The 17,539-nt window shown below is 35.5% G+C and carries 9 protein-coding genes; 5 read left to right on the top strand and 4 right to left on the bottom strand.

The window, feature by feature from the left end; genetic code table 11:
* Positions 1-24: 24 nt before the first annotated feature.
* Positions 25-4,824: a DUF8202 domain-containing protein gene (locus FFWV33_RS03425; protein ID WP_159085968.1), complete on the top strand. Its 4,800-nt coding sequence runs from the start codon at positions 25-27 to the stop codon at positions 4,822-4,824.
* A gap of 289 nt (positions 4,825-5,113) precedes the next feature.
* Here FFWV33_RS03425 and FFWV33_RS03420 read toward each other — a convergent pair whose 3' ends face one another.
* From FFWV33_RS03420 to panC, 4 genes are all read right to left on the bottom strand, one after another.
* A complete protein-coding gene (locus tag FFWV33_RS03420) occupies positions 5,114-7,099 on the bottom strand; it encodes a transglycosylase domain-containing protein (protein ID WP_108739612.1) in 1,986 nt (661 codons plus the stop codon).
* A gap of 14 nt (positions 7,100-7,113) precedes the next feature.
* Entirely contained in the window at positions 7,114-8,475 is a 1,362-nt protein-coding gene (gene radA, locus FFWV33_RS03415; protein ID WP_108739611.1) for a DNA repair protein RadA, read from the bottom strand.
* Between the two features lie 323 nt (positions 8,476-8,798).
* Complete coding sequence (panD, locus tag FFWV33_RS03410; RefSeq protein WP_108739610.1) at positions 8,799-9,149, bottom strand: aspartate 1-decarboxylase; 351 nt, start codon at positions 9,147-9,149, stop codon at positions 8,799-8,801.
* Between the two features lie 14 nt (positions 9,150-9,163).
* Positions 9,164-10,042, bottom strand: a complete 879-nt coding sequence (gene panC, locus FFWV33_RS03405) for a pantoate--beta-alanine ligase (RefSeq protein WP_108739609.1) — start codon at positions 10,040-10,042, stop codon at positions 9,164-9,166.
* A 78-nt stretch (positions 10,043-10,120) separates the two neighbouring features.
* Between panC and FFWV33_RS03400 the strand changes: the two genes are divergently transcribed.
* From FFWV33_RS03400 to FFWV33_RS03385, 4 genes are all read left to right on the top strand, one after another.
* On the top strand, positions 10,121-10,927 hold the full coding sequence (locus FFWV33_RS03400) for a glycogen/starch synthase (protein WP_108739608.1): 807 nt from the start codon (positions 10,121-10,123) through the stop codon (positions 10,925-10,927).
* Positions 10,928-10,945: 18 nt separating this feature from the next.
* Complete coding sequence (bamH, locus tag FFWV33_RS03395) at positions 10,946-12,499, top strand: BamH family beta-barrel-assembly machinery protein (RefSeq protein WP_108739607.1); 1,554 nt, start codon at positions 10,946-10,948, stop codon at positions 12,497-12,499.
* A 9-nt stretch (positions 12,500-12,508) separates the two neighbouring features.
* Positions 12,509-14,353: a glutamine--fructose-6-phosphate transaminase (isomerizing) gene (glmS, locus tag FFWV33_RS03390; protein ID WP_108739606.1), complete on the top strand. Its 1,845-nt coding sequence runs from the start codon at positions 12,509-12,511 to the stop codon at positions 14,351-14,353.
* Between the two features lie 295 nt (positions 14,354-14,648).
* Positions 14,649-17,510: a TonB-dependent receptor gene (locus tag FFWV33_RS03385; protein ID WP_108739605.1), complete on the top strand. Its 2,862-nt coding sequence runs from the start codon at positions 14,649-14,651 to the stop codon at positions 17,508-17,510.
* The last annotated feature ends 29 nt before the right edge of the window (positions 17,511-17,539 follow it).

Genomic DNA, 17,539 nt, shown 5'->3' with positions numbered 1-17,539 from the left:
CCTATGCTATTAAACTCAAATAACATGAAAAAAATTACTCTCAAACTTATCGCTCCACTTTTTATACTTTTTACAAGTATGTTATATTCTCAAGCTATAATGAAAGTGAGTTATGGTATGCCAAGTATAACAGTTGCAAATGGTAGTACAGTTGCCTACGGATTATCTGAAGAAATAGATTTTACGATTACAAACGAAGCACTTTATGGAAATCAAGTATTGTATATTTATAGCTTAAATGTTAGCAACTCTAATTTTGTAGTATCGTCTAGCCCTCTTATTTCCGATGCATATATAAGAAGATATGAACGAGGAGGTGTTTTTTCTGTTCGAAAAAACACTAATAGTTGTACTTCAAACAGTGCTGTTGTGACCATTGGTACCAATTTAGGAACATTTAGTTTTACGGTTACATTTGCAGGTAATTCTTTGATATCTGTTTATGGTGGTTCACCTACTACTGCTGTGCCTAATGGTTTGTCTGTGCCTACGGCTACAACTGGAACTGCATTTGGAACGGTAGGAATTGGATCATCCGAGTATAGATATTTTTTTATTGTTAATTCAGGTAACTGTCCTCTAACAATAAATCCTATAACTATACTGCCGTCTAGCGACTATTCGATTGTTCTTTTAAATGTAAGTACATTGCAAGCCCGCACCTTTACTTATTTTGCGGTTAAATTTTCTCCTTCAAGTACTGGTTTAAAAACAGCCACTATTACAATTCCAAATTCAGATCCTCTTACGCCAAATTATACCTTTTCGATCGCAGGTGAGGGGTATGATGCTACGGTTGTAGGTCCAGGAGGTGGTAATGCCGATTTTAGGCTTTGGTTAAAAGCCAATAGAGGTATTTCTCTAGACAGCGGATCCAAAGTACCCTTGTGGAGAGATTTGGGGTCACTTGGTAAAGACGCTTCTCAAACAAATGTAGCGCTTCAACCCACCTTTGTGGATGATTTGTCACAAAATATAAATTACAACCCTGTAGTTAAATTCGAGAATAATGGGTCTACAATAAGCCAATACCTTGAAAACGTAGACAACGGGTATTATACACAAGAAACTTTTGTGGTAGTACAGCCCGATGTTGCAATTGGTGGTGCTATGACTATTATATCAGGTACGACAGCTCCAGCTCCTTTGTTTTCTTTAGTTTCAGATGAAATGAGTGGTATTGGATTTGGAGATTTTACTTCACGATTGACTGGAGAAAAAGTATGGATGAATCAATGGGGTAAAAGCGCATCAGTATCCTATTTTACTTTAGCTAGTAGCTCAGGTAATTATTCTAAGGCAGGAATGATAAATAGTAGAAATAAAAGTACGTCCGTAACCGATGGCACCGAATTACTATACAACACAACTAGCATTGGATCATTGGTAAGTAGTAATAGAACCTACCAAAATCTTGGATATCTAGACACTTCTATAACTCCTAATATTGTCAAAGGTACACCATACAATATTGGTAAAAACAGCAATAGTGGTACTGCATTGGGCGATCTTAATGGTAGAGTTGCCGAGGTTTTGTCTTATGCATCTAGAATTCCAGATGGAGATCGTCCAAAGATTGAAAGTTATTTGGCTTTAAAATACGGAATCACAATGGGTGTCAATGGAACGAGCAAGAATTATCTAAATTCTGCTGGTGGGGTTATTTGGGATGTGGCGGTGAATGCGGGATTCAATTATAATATTGCAGGAATTGGTAAAGATACCGCTTCAGATTTAGACCAAAAACAATCAAAAAGTAGTAATGATGTCAATGTTGTTACTATTGGATTAGGAGTTGTTGAAACAACCAATTCATTAAATATTAATGATTTTTCTTCAGATAGAAATTTTTTAATCTGGGGATCTGATAACGGAACATTTACGGCAGGTACAACAAATAACGTGTATTTGAGATCAGGCTTAAATAGTTCGATCACTAGAATAAATAAAAATTGGAAAATCGTAGAGCAGGGTGGTGACGTAAGTAATGTGTTTGTGAGTGTGCCTGCTACAGCTTTCAGTACGATGACCAAAACCGCTACAGAAGAATATGTTTTGATTGTAAGCGATAATGCTAATTTTAGTAACACTGATATTATCGATGTTATTCCATTAAAAGCAGATGCAATCGGAAACCTTCAAACATGGTATGACTTTGATGGGACGAAGTTTTTTACTTTTGGAAAAGCAGCAAAGACTAGTTCAAAAAGTTTAGTAAACATGACCTCTGGAAGTTTCTTAGTAGGTGAGTATGCTTTAAATTTAAATAGTGGGTCGTTTTCTATCGCTTGCTGGATTAGAAATAATAGTTCAGGTCAACGAACCATCATAAGCAAAGGTTTAAGTTTGGAGTTAAAACTTAATGCGGCTAACAAAATTGAAGGATATTGGGATGGTGTTTTAAAATTTGTATCGAATACTTCTATTCCGGATTTTAAATGGCATCATGTAACTGCTGTCTATCACTTGGGTAGTGCTCATTTATATATTGATGGAATGCTGGATGTATCTGTTTTCAATTTGACCAATCCAACTCCAAATTATGCTCGTTTTTCTATCGGTGCCAAATATATAAGCAAGAGTGACATAAGAACACCATTTTTGGGCGAAATTGATGAAGTCTCTATTTGGGATATAGGCCTAACAGTAGCACAAGTGAATTACTTAATGAATCAAGAAGTTCAAAAAGGAGCTACCAATATGGCAATGGGAAAAATTTTACCTGAAGGGATTGTTAAAAATGAGTTGGCAGCCGTTCCTTGGAACAGTTTAAAAGCCTATTATGATTTTAATAGTTTCTATGGCTCTACAGTTGAAGGTTTAACTGATGAGAGAAATTTTTTAAGAATCAATTATTTAAGTAAAAATAAAGATATTACTACGACTCAAACAGCACCGCTGCCTTATGAAACTATTGCAGATGGAACTTGGGAAGATGAAACAATCTGGAAAAATGGAGCAGTACAAATAACGCCAAACGATATGTCAATTGTTGACCCTACTAGAGCAGTCGATGGAAATATTGTTACGATCAAACACAATATAATCTCATCAGGAAACAAGACCGTTTTGGGCTTAGTGGTTGAAGGTACAGATGCAACTACTTTCAAAACTTTGACAGCAGCAAATAATTCAAAAATAGCCGTTTCACATTATTTAAAACTAGACGGATTAATTGATTTAAAAGGGCGTTCACAATTAGTACAAACAATGAACAGTGAATTGGATAATGCAAGTATCGGTTTTATAAAAAGAGACCAGCAAGGTACCATTAACAAATACAATTTTAATTATTGGTCATCACCTGTAGGGCCAATTGCTGGAGCAAACAATGCCGACTTTATAGTGAAAGACTTATTTAAAGATGGTACTACTGCGACAGAGCAAGATATAGTATGGACTGATAGTTATGATGGTAGTAATACTCCATTAACACTCTCACGTTACTGGTTGTTTAAATTTAAAAACTCAGGTGCTACTGGTGCATGGTCACGTTTTAGAGAAGATACGGGTACAATTGCCTCTCAAGGTTTTATCTTAAAAGGATCAAGCGATCCAGATCCAACCAATATGATTACTCAAAATTACACTTTCAAAGGTAAACCATACAACGGACCGATTGCTGGAGCGGCTATCGTGCCAGGTAGTTTGTTTTTGGTCGGTAATCCATATGCTTCGGCTCTTGATGGGTATGAGTTTATTAGAGATAATATTTCTGTTGCCAAAGGAGGTAATAATGCTACAGATATTATTGATGGAACGTTGTATTTCTGGGAGCACTCTCCTGCAAACGCTACACATGTACTAGCAGGTTATACGGGCGGATATGCAACGCTTACCCTAACAGGTGCGACTCCTCCTGTAGCGCCACTAGGAATTTATAGTGAAGGTAACAGTGCCAAAATACCGTATCAATATATTCCAGTAGGACAAGGATTTTTTGTTGTGGGAGCAGCTACAATAAGTGGCTCTGCAACGGTTAAATTTGATAATAACCAACGAGCATTTGTTAAAGAAGACGCTGTGGACGAATTATCAGCCCCACTATCAAACACTATGTTCAGAATGACGGCTCAAAAAACAAGTCATTTTAAAGATAACGGTAATGATGCTTTATTTTCTGACAACGAAATAAAAGTACGATTAGGTTTTAATGCTACCACATCTGAGCACAGACAATTATTGCTTGGGTTTATGAACGAGAGTGCAACTGATGGATATGACAATGGGTACGATGGTTTTCAAATTGATACAAAAGCAAATGATATTTATTTTTTAATTCAAAATTCAAAATTCTCTGTGCAAGGTGTTGGAACTTTCGAACAAGACAAAGCCTATGCCTTAGGTGTGAATGTAGGTACAGCGGGCGAAATATCGTTTATGGTAGATGGGCAAGAGTTTTTGCCATCGACTCAAAACGTTTATATCCATGACAAAGAGAATAATGTGTATTATGACATCACCAGTCAACCTGCAAAAATCACTCTAGCGGTAGGCGTATATACCAAACGTTTTGAGTTGAGCTTCAAATCCAATGCGGTGGTTACTCTAGGAACAGAGACTACAAATCCAAAAGATCTAGTTTCGAATGTAATAGTTTCAACGAACAATACGAATAAGACGGTTACTGTCGCTAAAAATAATGATGTAGAAATAATAAGTGTAACTATTTATAATGTACTAGGGCAACGATTGGTAAATACCAAAAAAACAAATAACGTTGCCGATACCATTCAAATTCCGTTTTCGGTACCTGCGGGAGTGTACGTAGTCAAAGTGCAAACCAATAAAGGAGTGTACACGACTAAGATTATTACACAATAAGACCAAAATCTACAAAAAAGAATTCTCTGCAGTGTAGGTGTAGTTTTAGAATGTAAAAAGCCCAAAGCAGTTTTGTTTTGGGCTTTTACTATTAATTTTAATTTTTATCGAAAGTGAATCGGCTTGCCGTTTATACCAATTGGATATATTTTGTGTAAGACCTTCTGATATTATGCCGATTCAATTTGATAACAGTACAATGCAGTTGGACTATGTTAATCCGAACCAGAAGTGAAAACAGGCGAAGCAATAGAATCGGATTAGAATCCTAATTAAATAGAAGACTCGGTTATTTTTTAGTTGTAATTACCGGCATCGGTGTTAATTTCGGAATGATAAGAGAATCTATTTTGATGGTGTCTCGCGGAATAATCTTTAGTAACGAACGAGCAGCACCCGAAATAAGCACTGGTTGTGTTTTGTAAATGGTATCGTCAATGCTCAAAAGTCCTCGTTTAATCATTATGTTGGTCAAAAAGCTTTCTACTTTTTTAGAACTTTCTTTCAAATTACCATCGGTATCAAATTGATACATAAATTTACTAGGACTCGGAATAATTCGTGCCAAATACAAACATTCGTTAAGCGTTAAATCAATAGGTTTCTTTTGAAAATAATATTGACTAGCCTCGCCAATTCCGTAAACATCTGGACCCCATTCGATAATATTAAAATAGACTTCGAGCATACGTTCTTTACTCGAAATGCGGTTGTTTTCTAATAAATAAACCAATAAAATTTCTTCTAATTTTCTTGATAATGTTTTTTCGCGGGTCAAAAAAACATTTTTTATCAGTTGCATACTGATGGTACTGGCACCACGTGAGAATTTTTTGGTTCGAATATTTTTTACAATTGATTGCTTGAAAGCTTCATTGATAAAACCTCGGTGTGTAAAAAACGATGGATCTTCAGAGGTTAAGACACATTTTTGTAAATAAGGCGAAATTTGATCTAACGGCGTAAAGTTTGGGTTTGAAGCTCCTACCAAAATAGGACGTTGAAGCACATCTTTTATAATGGCTCGATACACAAATTCGCTATTTATTTTGTTGAGGTTTGCTTCTCCATACTTGGTGATTCGAAGGTTCTCTTTCTTCAAATTACTGTCAAATACCAATTGGTTGGGTTTGTCTTTGTTAAATTTAAAATTTAAATTATAACTAAAAAATCCGGTTGCTTCCATTCCTTGAAAGTGAGAAAACAAGCCGTCTGGTAAGGAAGTGATAAAATCCTGTGCCTTCATCTTCGGGATCACTACTTTTAATTTGTATAGTGTGTCCTTTTCGGTTTCATAAGATAAATAAGGATGAAGTTTTAATTTGTTCAATTGCACGGTCGAACTGCTATCTACCGATATGAAATCTGATCCAAGTAGAAAACGGTAATCAAATTTGGCGTTTTTAATAACGACATCTTTGTTGGCTATTTTAGGATGGTTTATTTTTAAATTAGTAATCGAAGCAAATCCATCAAAATGCAATTCACCACTGCTTTTGGATATGTTTTGGATGTTTACACGAATAGAGTCAAAACTCGATATCAAATGGTAACGTTCGTCAAAATAAGGTAGTTTGATGGCACCTGAATCAACATTAAAAAATCGGATATCGGCTGTTTTTGCTCTAGGGTTCGCTGTTCCTTTTATACGCCAATTCTGGATAAAAGTATTGGTTTTTACATTGATAATGGTTTCAATTTTTTCATTAATCAAAGACAGTCTTTGGATGTTTATGGTTGCTTTTCTACCATTGTCATTCAGTTTGAAAACTAAATTTTCAACATTCATATCTGTAGGTACCAAATTCAAAACTTTGCTGATGATGCGATACGCATAAGCTGCATAATCTTTTTTTTCGTCTCCTGTAGTTACGTCTTCTTCATCTTTTTTCAAGAAGGCTTCAAAGTTTCTTACTTTACCTTTTTTGGTCAATTGCACATAGCCATTTTGAATTTTAAGTGTTCCAAGTTGTAAATCGCCCAAGAATAATTGCATCAAATTGACACTAGTTTTCATCTTCTCGATTCGGAAAATAGTGTCTGCTTTTTTTGGTACCAAAGTAATATTGGTGAAATTCACACCCGATAGTCCTTCAAAGGCTGCACTTTGAATCGTAAAATCGCAGTCGTACTCCGTTGCGGCTTTAGCAGTACTTTTGGCTAAAATTTGTTCGAGTAAACTATTTCTAAAACTGAAAAGTCCTAGTATGAGCAATACAAGGATAGCAGCAGTAATCTTTAAGCCGAAAAATATTTTTTGCTTGGTTGTTCTCATGATGTAGTAAGGGGTTATCCAAAAAGCATACTAGCCACATCTTCAATCTTGGCTACTAATTCAATTTTAATACCAGCATTTTTTAGCGCTATCTTATTGTATTTCGATACAAATATGGTCGAAAATCCTAGCTTCTCAGCTTCTTGTATACGTTGGTCTACGCGGTTTACCGGTCTAATTTCTCCGGATAAACCAACTTCACCTGCAAAACAAAATCCTTTGTTCACCGCAATGTCTTCATTTGATGATAAAATAGCGGCAACAACCGCCAAATCAATCGCAGGATCGTCTACAGATATTCCGCCGGTAACGTTTAAAAAGACATCTTTTGCACCTAGTCTGAAGCCTGCTCTTTTTTCAAGAACAGCCAAAATCATGTTTAGTCTTTTTGCATTATAGCCTGTTGTGCTGCGTTGAGGTGTTCCATAAACCGCTGTACTTACAAGTGATTGTATTTCGATCATCAGCGGTCGCATGCCTTCGAGTGTTGTAGCAATGGCTGTTCCTGATAATTCTTCGTCTTTGTGCGAAATCAAAATTTCTGATGGGTTTGACACCTCGCGAAGTCCGCTACCAAGCATTTCATAGATTCCAATTTCGGCAGTAGAGCCAAAACGGTTTTTTAACGAACGCAAAATGCGGTACACATGATTACGGTCACCTTCAAATTGAAGAACCGTATCTACCATGTGCTCTAGGATTTTTGGCCCGGCTATATTTCCATCCTTTGTAATATGACCAATTAAGATCACAGGAATATTAGATTCTTTTGCAAATTTAATCAATTCGGCAGTGGTTTCTCTAATTTGAGAAATACTACCGGCTGTAGATTCTATGTAATCGGTATGTAAGGTTTGTATGGAGTCAATAATAACAATTTCGGGCGCAATGGCTTCAATTTGTTTGAAGATGTTTTGCGTTTTTGTTTCGGTCAATATGTAGCAGTTATCACTCGCATCGGTGATACGTTCTGCTCGCATTTTTATTTGCTTTTGACTTTCTTCACCCGATACGTATAGCGTTTTGTATGGTAGTTTTAATGAAATTTGCAATAGCAAAGTACTTTTTCCAATTCCAGGTTCTCCGCCTAATAATGTTAATGATCCAGGAACGAGTCCACCGCCAAGAACACGATTCAGTTCGGCATCTTTGGTATTCATTCGAACTTCTTGAGTCGAATCAATTTCGGTTATTTTAAGTGGTTTCGAAGCTCTGTTGGTAGGCGTCGATTCGCTTTTCCATGCAACTTTATCTTGTTTTTCAATGATTTCTTCGGCTATGGTGTTCCATTCTTTGCACGAATTACATTGTCCTTGCCATTTGGCATATTGTGCTCCGCAATTTTGACAAAAAAAAGTAGTTTTTACTTTGGCCATAGCTTGAATTTAGATCATTATTTTAGCTTTCAAAAATAGCGTAAAATTATACCATTTCATAGGGGCAAATCGGTATTTAATCTTTTTTAACCTTTGGTGTTAGTATGCCGATTTTTGTCGGTTTGTCGTGAAGCATAACCGCATGTATTTAAGAGAATATGATTTTTGGGAGCTTTGCGGTTCAAAAAAATTGGGAAGGATAATGTTGAACTAAATAAACAAATTTGAAGAAGGGGAAAGGCGAGCTAGTTTAAATAGAATGCAAAAAAGGAGCTCGTTTTTTACAACTAGCTCCTTTGTTTATTGGGGGATACGGCTAAATTTTACGTTAGCGTATTGTCATTTTCATTTGGAAAAATAATCCATGGTTTGAACGTTTTTGCTTCCTCAAATTCTAAGGTAGCGTAGGCTATGATGATTACGATGTCACCTTTTTGTACTTTTCGAGCAGCAGGACCGTTCAGCGTGATTTCACCTGAATTTCTTTCGCCTTTGATAGCGTAGGTTTCAAAACGCTCTCCGTTATTGATATTTACGATAGCTACTTTTTCGCCTTCAATTATATTTGAAGCTTCGAGTAGTGTTTCATCTATGGTGATACTGCCAATGTAATTAAGATCGGCACCAGTAACCTTTACGCGATGAATTTTTGATTTTAAAACTTGAATTTGCATGGTACAAAAATATGTTATTTTAGTGATATCGTATCAATCAAACGTATATTATTAACAAATACAGCTATAAATGCACGATAATTATTATTTTCTGATTTTTCGATACATGGTAGAAGTGTTGCTTCGTCTGCAATTTGAAAATATTCTAGTTCGAAAGTGTCATTGTTTTCGAAAATACTTTCGACCCACTTAGTAACTTCTTCAGCGCTTTTTGTTTGGAAGAGCTCTTTGGCTTGGGTGATAGTTTTGTAAATTAAACTCGCTTGCTCCCTTTGCTCTGTTGTTAATCTTTCGTTACGCGAACTCATGGCTAAGCCGTTCTCCTCACGGTAAATAGGACAACCAACAATGGTTACAGGTAATTGATTTTTTTGCGTCATTTTCTTGACAATCTGTAATTGCTGAAAATCTTTTTCGCCAAAGTAAGCGTTGTTTGGTGTAACAATTTCGAATAATCGTTTAACAATTGTTCCTACTCCATCAAAATGTCCGGGTCTAAATTTACCTTCCATTTGATTTTCGAGTCCGTCAAAATCAAAGCTTTGTGATAGCACTTCGCCTTCGTATATATCGTCTACGGTAGGTGCGAAAATTGCGATGTCTGAATTTAATCCGTATATTTTTTCGGTGTCCAGTTCGATTGTTCTTGGGTATTTTAAAAGGTCTTCGGGGTTGTTAAACTGGGTTGGATTGACAAAAATGCTTACCACAGTCACATCATTTTCGTTCAGTGACTGTTGCATCAAAGATATGTGTCCTTGGTGCAGTGCGCCCATAGTTGGTACAAAGCCAATTGTTTTATTTTGGGTATTGAAAGACTTTAAAAAAGTCATCAAAGCGACTTTTCCGTAGAAAATGGGCATGGCTATTTTATTAAAATTAAATGCAAACATAATATTTTAGACAATAACTGCATAAAATTTCGTAATTTTGCATGGTTTTTATTCCAAATAAATTAAGCAAATTACAATATGAAAGACAAGAGGATATTATATGTATCATCTGAAGTGGTGCCTTATCTTGCTGAAAATGAAGTTTCTTTGATGTCTTATGACGTTCCAAAGATGGTAAATGATCAAGGAGGGCAGATCAGGATTTTTATGCCGAGATATGGAAATATTAACGAGAGAAGACACCAACTGCATGAGGTGATTCGTCTTTCGGGGATGAATTTAGTGGTTAATGACTTAGATATGCCGTTGATTATTAAGGTTGCTTCTATCCCAAAAGAAAGAATTCAGGTATATTTTATAGATAACGACGAATATTTTAAAAGAAAAGCAACTTTTGCTGACGAAGATGGTTTGATGTATCCAGATAACGATGAGCGCGCTATATTTTTTGCAAAAGGTGTAGTTGAAACAGTCAAAAAATTGAACTGGGTTCCAGATATTATTCACGTACATGGATGGATGGCTGCAATGCTGCCTGTATACATGAAGCATTATTATAAAAATGAAGCCTTGTTTTCTGAGACAAAAATAATCACCTCTGTTTATGGACAATCTTTTGAAGGTAGTCTGGATCCAGAAATGATAAACAAAGTGAAGTTAGACGGTATTCCAGAAGAAGCAATATCAGATTTGATAACGCCAGATTATGAAGGAATAATCAAAGCAGCGGTAAATCATTCTGATGGAGTGATAATTGCTTCGGAGAGTGTTTCTGCAAGTTTAACAAAATTTATAGAGTCTTCAGGTAAAGCTTTTTTACCTTTCGTTCCTAAAGATGCATTTGCAGAAGCATATAGCAACTTTTATAACAGCGAAAATTTATAATTAATTTCAGTTTATAATATGTATAATAGTTCTTTTTTTACAAAAGTCATTTTAATTTGTACTGTTGTTTTCTTTTGTTCTTGTGACAAAGATTATAATTCTATAGGTAGTGACTTGATAGGCGGTAATCACTTTGATTTTGATGTATACAACTCTGAGGTTGTAGCATACAATCAAAAAATTGATGCAGTCCAATCCAATAATCAAACAGTTAGTCCTTTTGGAATCTATGAGAACTCTGATTTTGGAACAACAACGGCCAACTTTGCTACACAAGTATCTCTTGCTGTTGCAAATCCAACTTTAGGAGTGAATCCACAAGTAGAAAGTGTTGTTTTGACTATTCCGTATTTTATAGACAATACACAAACCGTTACCGATGCAGAAGGAAAAAGAACGTATGTTTTGGATTCTATTTATGGTAATGCGGAGGGTAAAATGAAATTAAGTGTTTTTCGCTCTGGATATTATTTGAGATTTCTTGGTCCAATTGATAATTTTGCAGGAACGCAAAATTATTTTACGGATCAAAATTCATTATTTAGCACTGCTACTGTAGGGGCTAGATTGAATGATAGCGCTGATGCAACTCAAAATGATGCTTTTTTCTTTGATAAAGCTGGCTTTGTTGTTCCCGCAGTGGCAAATGTTTCTGCTGCAGTTTATACCGCTCCAGAGATGCGACTTACTTTGAATAAGACAGTTTTTCAATCGGCAATAATTGATGCAGTTGCCTCTGGCAAATTGATATCGAATGATGTATTTACAGAATATTTTAAGGGTTTGTATTTTCAAGTTGAAAAATCAGGATCTAGTCCGACCAATATGGCTATGATGGATTTTTCAAAGGGAGTTATTACTATCACCTATAAGGATGGTGTAGATACTGCTAGAGATGAACTCAAAACTATGGCGCTTAATTTAATAGGTCAAAAAGTTAGTTTGTTACAACAATCGGATACAAAACCAGCTTATGCTGCCGCTACTTCTAGCGGAAATATTAATACGGTAGTAGGAGACTCTAAGTTGTATGTAAAAGGTGGTGAAGGATCAATGTCAGTAGTAAAGCTTTTTGAAAAGGGAGATTTAGCAGCGATAAAAACCAAAGGATGGTTGATTAATGAGGCTAATTTAATATTTCATGTAGATAAAACTTCGCTTACAACTACAGTCAATCCGCAGCCTCAAAGGTTGTATTTATATGATTTGACAAATAATAGACCATTAGTTGATTACAGTGATGGTACAACAGCATCATCGAAAGCAGGAAAAACCATTTACGGAGGTTCTTTGACCAAAGGAACTGATGAAGGCTATTATTATAAATTTCGAATTACAAATCATATTCGAAACTTAATCAATAAAGACTCAACTAATGTAAAATTAGGTTTGGTAGTTACCGAAGATATTTTGAATATTTCAAATGCGAATCTGAAAACGGCAACTACTATTACCAAAGTTCCAAAAGCATCTGTTATGAATCCTTTGGGTACTATTTTATACGGAGGTACATCTGGCGTTGCAGACAAGAACAAATTAAAGTTAGAGATTTATTACACCAAACCAAATTAATCAAAATATATGTGTGGAATTGTTGGATATATAGGACATAGAGAAGCGTACCCAATTGTTATTAAGGGATTACAACGTTTGGAGTATAGAGGTTATGATAGTGCAGGTGTAATGACTTACGACGGTACTGATATAACTGTTTGTAAAACAAAAGGGAAAGTAGCTGATCTTAAGGCAAAAGCAGATCAAGGTAATAATGCTGGGTCAATTGGTATCGGGCACACACGTTGGGCTACACATGGTGTACCTAATGATGTAAATTCGCATCCACATGTGTCAAATTCTGGTAACTTGGTTATTATCCATAACGGTATTATTGAGAATTATGCGCCTTTGAAAGAGGAGTTGATGAAGAGAGGTTATACTTTTCAGTCTGATACAGATACAGAAGTCTTGGTTAATTTGATTGAAGAAATTCAAAAAAACGAGAAAATAAAATTAGGTAAAGCGGTTCAGCTTGCATTGAATCAAGTAGTTGGTGCTTATGCAATTGCTGTTTTTGATACTAAAAAACCAGACGAAATTGTAGCTGCTCGTTTGGGTAGCCCTTTGGCTATTGGAGTAGGAGAAGGTGAGTATTTTATTGCTTCTGATGCTTCACCTTTTATTGAGTACACATCAAATGCAGTATATCTAGAAGATGGTGAAGTAGCTATTATCAAGAGAGATAAGCCTTTGAAGATCAGAAAAATTAATACTGATGCTCCTGTGGATACTTATATCCAAGAGTTGCAAATGAATTTGGAGCAAATTGAAAAAGGTGGTTACGATCATTTTATGCTTAAAGAGATTTATGAGCAACCAAGTGTAATTAAAGATACTTATAGAGGAAGATTGAATTCTGCTCAAGGGATCATTAAGATGTCTGGTATTGAAGATAATCTTGAGAAATTTTTGAATGCAAATAGAATTATCATAATAGCTTGCGGTACATCATGGCATGCAGGATTGGTTGCAGAGTATATTTTTGAAGAATTCGCTCGTATAAACGTAGAGGTTGAATATGCATCTGAGTTTAGATATAGAAATCCAATTATAAATAGTAATGATGTTGTTATTGCGATTTCACAATCTGGTGAAACAGCAGATACTATGGCGGCTATTAAATTGGCCAAAGAAGCGGGTGCTTTTGTTTTTGGAGTATGTAATGTTGTGGGTTCTTCTATTTCAAGAGAGTCTCACGCTGGTGCTTACACACATGCTGGTCCAGAGATTGGTGTAGCGTCTACGAAAGCGTTTACAACACAAATTACTGTTTTGACAATGATTGCATTGCGTCTTGCTAAGGCGAAAGGTACTTTGTCACATTCAGATTTTCATAGGTATTTATTAGAGTTAGAGTTGATTCCAGAGAAAGTTAAAGAAGCTTTGGAGACAAATGATATTGCTGAAGAAATTGCAGCTACCTTTAAAGATGTTGCAAATTGTTTGTATTTGGGTAGAGGGTATAATTTCCCTGTTGCTCTTGAAGGTGCATTGAAGTTAAAAGAGATATCTTATATTCATGCAGAAGGTTATCCAGCTGCCGAAATGAAACACGGTCCTATTGCGCTTATTGATGAGCACATGCCTGTAATTGTGGTAGCGCCTATTCAGGGGCATTATGACAAAATCGTAAGTAATATCCAAGAAATTAAATCAAGAAGCGGTCGAATAATTGCTATCGTTACTAAAGGAGATACAGAGGTTAGAAAGTTGGCTGATTATGTTATCGAAATTCCGGAAACATCAGATGCTTTATCACCATTAATTACGACAATACCTTTGCAGTTGTTATCGTATCATATTGCGGTACTTAGAGGTTGTAACGTTGATCAACCACGTAATTTAGCAAAATCAGTGACGGTTGAATAAGTAATTAGATATCCGATAAATCCAAATATTCTTAAGAGATTCCTTTATAATAAGGAGTCTCTTTTTTTTTATAGCTATTTTTATGATATGTGAAATTTTTTTGCCAAAATTTTATATGCACGCATAGTGTTTTGCTTATTTTAACGAAAAATACTGAATTTATTCAATGAAAAGGTTTGGATATTCCTTTGTAATTATGGTTTTCGGTTGCGGAATTTTTATTTTTTAACATTTATTTTTGTTAACGCTGATTTTTGTAGTAACTTAGAGTTAGTTAATTAAAAAACCAAAACCTATGAAAATAAAATTGCTATTAACTGTATTGTTTTTTACTACAGTTTGTTTTGCTCAGAATTCGGTTTCTGGGATAGTTACCGGGCGTGATAACGAGACCCTTTTTGGTGTCAACGTAAAAGTCATTGGTGATAATTCAGGTACCGTTACAGATAGTGAAGGAAAATTTGTATTGAAATCGAATAAAAAACTTCCTTGGACAGTAGAGTTTTCAAGTGTTGGTTTCGAAAATAAAAGAATGACTGTTAGTTCAAACAATCAGAACATTACAGTTGTGCTTAGTGATGAGCATAATAAACTTGACGAAGTCGTTATTTCGGCATCAAGAACTCCAGAGAAAATATTTGAATCTCCTGTAACCGTTGAAAGAATGGGAATTAGTGATATCAAAAAGACCGCATCTGCAACTTTTTACGATGGTATTGAAAATATGAAAGAGGTTCAGATGAATACTAGTAGTTTGTCTTTCAAATCCATCAACACTCGTGGATTTGCTTCTGTGGCAAATACTCGTTTTATGCAATTGGTAGATGGTATGGATAATGCGTCTCCTTTGTTAAACTTTGTACTGGGAAATATGATTGGTATTTCTGAAATTGATGTACAAAGTGTTGAACTTTTACCTGGTGCGTCTTCTGCATTATACGGAGCAAATGCCTTCAACGGTATCTTGTTTATGAATAGTAAAAGTCCGTTTACGAGTCCTGGTATTACTACTTATTTTAAATATGGTCAAACAAGTCAAAAGGCTGCAGGAAATAACAATTTCTACGATTTTGGTATTCGTATGGCACATGTTTTTGACAAGCATTTTGCTGCCAAATTTAACTTTACCTATATGCAAGGGACAGATTGGTATGCTACAAATTATGATGACAAAACGGTTGTTGGTCGCGATAGAAGTAATCCTAATTATGATGGTATTAACGTATACGGAGACGAGGCTACTACAAATATGAAAGGTGTAGGTGAAGCTTTAGTTTTGTTAGGTAAGATTCCTGCTAGTGCGGTTAATCTTTTGCCAAACACTAATGTAAGTAGAACGGGTTACAATGAAACTGATTTGACTGATAATAAAGCTGGTAATACTAAGGTTGACTTTTCTCTTCATTTCAGACCATTGGGTGATGAGCGTTTAGAAGTTATTTGGCAAAGTAAATTTGGATTTGGTAATGCTGTCTATCAAGGAGCAAACCGTTACTATTTGAATAATTTTGCAATGCAGCAACATCGTTTGGAGATCAAAGGAAAGAACTTTTTTGTCCGTGGTTATACTACTTCTGAAAACGGAGGTAACTCGTATGATATGTTGTTTACAGGTTTAAATATAAACCGTAAATGGAAAGATGATAAAACTTGGTTTGGAGAATATACAGGTGCTTATATCCAAGCAACTACTGCTCAGATTCCAGGTGTTGGGACTACTCCTGCAGAAGCACATGCTTTCGCTAGGTCGGTTGCAGATACAGGTCGTTTTTTACCGGGTACGGCAGCGTTTAATAATGCTTTTGCTAGTGTAATTGATGAAGCAGATGTTACTAAAGGATCTAAATTAGTTGATAACTCTAGAATTTATCATTCTGATGTTAATTACAATTTTAAAGATGCAATTAAATTTGCCGAAGTGCAAGTAGGTGGTTCTTATAGATTGTACGAGTTAAACTCCTTTGGGCGTATCTATACAGATGCTGACGGACCAATAAGTTATAATGAGTACGGTATGTATACGCAAGTACAGAAAAAGATGATGGATGATCGTTTGAAGTTTACAGGTTCTCTTCGTTATGATAAATCTAAGAACTTTGATGGTAACTTTTCTCCTAGATTATCATTATTGTATTCTGCGGGTGAAACTAAAAAACACAATTTTAGAGCCTCGTTTCAAACAGGGTTTAGAAATCCAACAACACAAGATCAGTACATCGGGTTTAATGTTGGTAGTGCTGTGTTGATCGGATCTGCTCCAGATAACTTACTTAGATATAGAGAAACACAGACTGTTGCTACCACTCTAGGTCAAACATTTGCTGGAGGAACTACAGTTCAACTTACAGGTGAAAATGCATACCTTAATTCTTATACAGCAGCTTCTGTTTCAGCATTTAGTGCAATTGCTGGTTCGAATCCTGTTGCTGGCGCCGCTTTGTTACGCAAAACAAATGTTAATTTTGTAAAACCAGAAACAGTAAAAGCATTCGAAGTTGGGTACCGTTCTTACTTTGAAGGTGTTTCTGTTGATTTGAATTCATATTATAATATTTATAATGATTTCTTAGGGAGTTTAAACGTTATTGCTCCGTACTATGGTACAGTTAATAATAGTGTGAACTTAGCTCCTAATGCAGCTGACCCTTCGAATACAATCTATCAAACTTTACATGCATTGCAAAATGGTAACTTTAGAGTTTTTCAATTATACACAAATACAAATGTAGAGATCAAATCTTTTGGTTTTGGAGTAGGATTGTCTAAGAAAGTTATAGCTGATTTTGAATTGGGTGTTAATTATAACTATGCTGAGTTTGGTTTCGATCAAGCAAAAGATCCAAGCTTCGAAGCTGGATTTAATACGCCTAAACATAGAGTGAAAGTTTCATTAGGTAACGAGAAAATTATCAGAAATGTAGGTTTCAATATTAGTGGAAGATGGAACAGTGAGTATTTATGGCAATCGACTATGGTTGATGGTACGATTAAATCGGCTACTGTTGTTGATGCTCAAGTAAACTACACGATTCCTAAGATTCATTCAACTATTAAACTTGGGGCTTCGAATATTGCAGGTAAAGAATATACACAAGTATTAGGTGCTGGTCAAATTGGTCAACAATATTTCTTGTCATTCACACTTAATCCTAGATAGTACTAATAAAAAATCTATCCCTCAAAATG

This window comes from Flavobacterium faecale (assembly GCF_003076455.1).
GTDB classification, from domain to species: Bacteria; Bacteroidota; Bacteroidia; order Flavobacteriales; family Flavobacteriaceae; genus Flavobacterium; species Flavobacterium faecale.
Note: the sequence above shows the minus strand (reverse complement) of the source record. Positions and strands in the feature narration are given on the sequence as shown.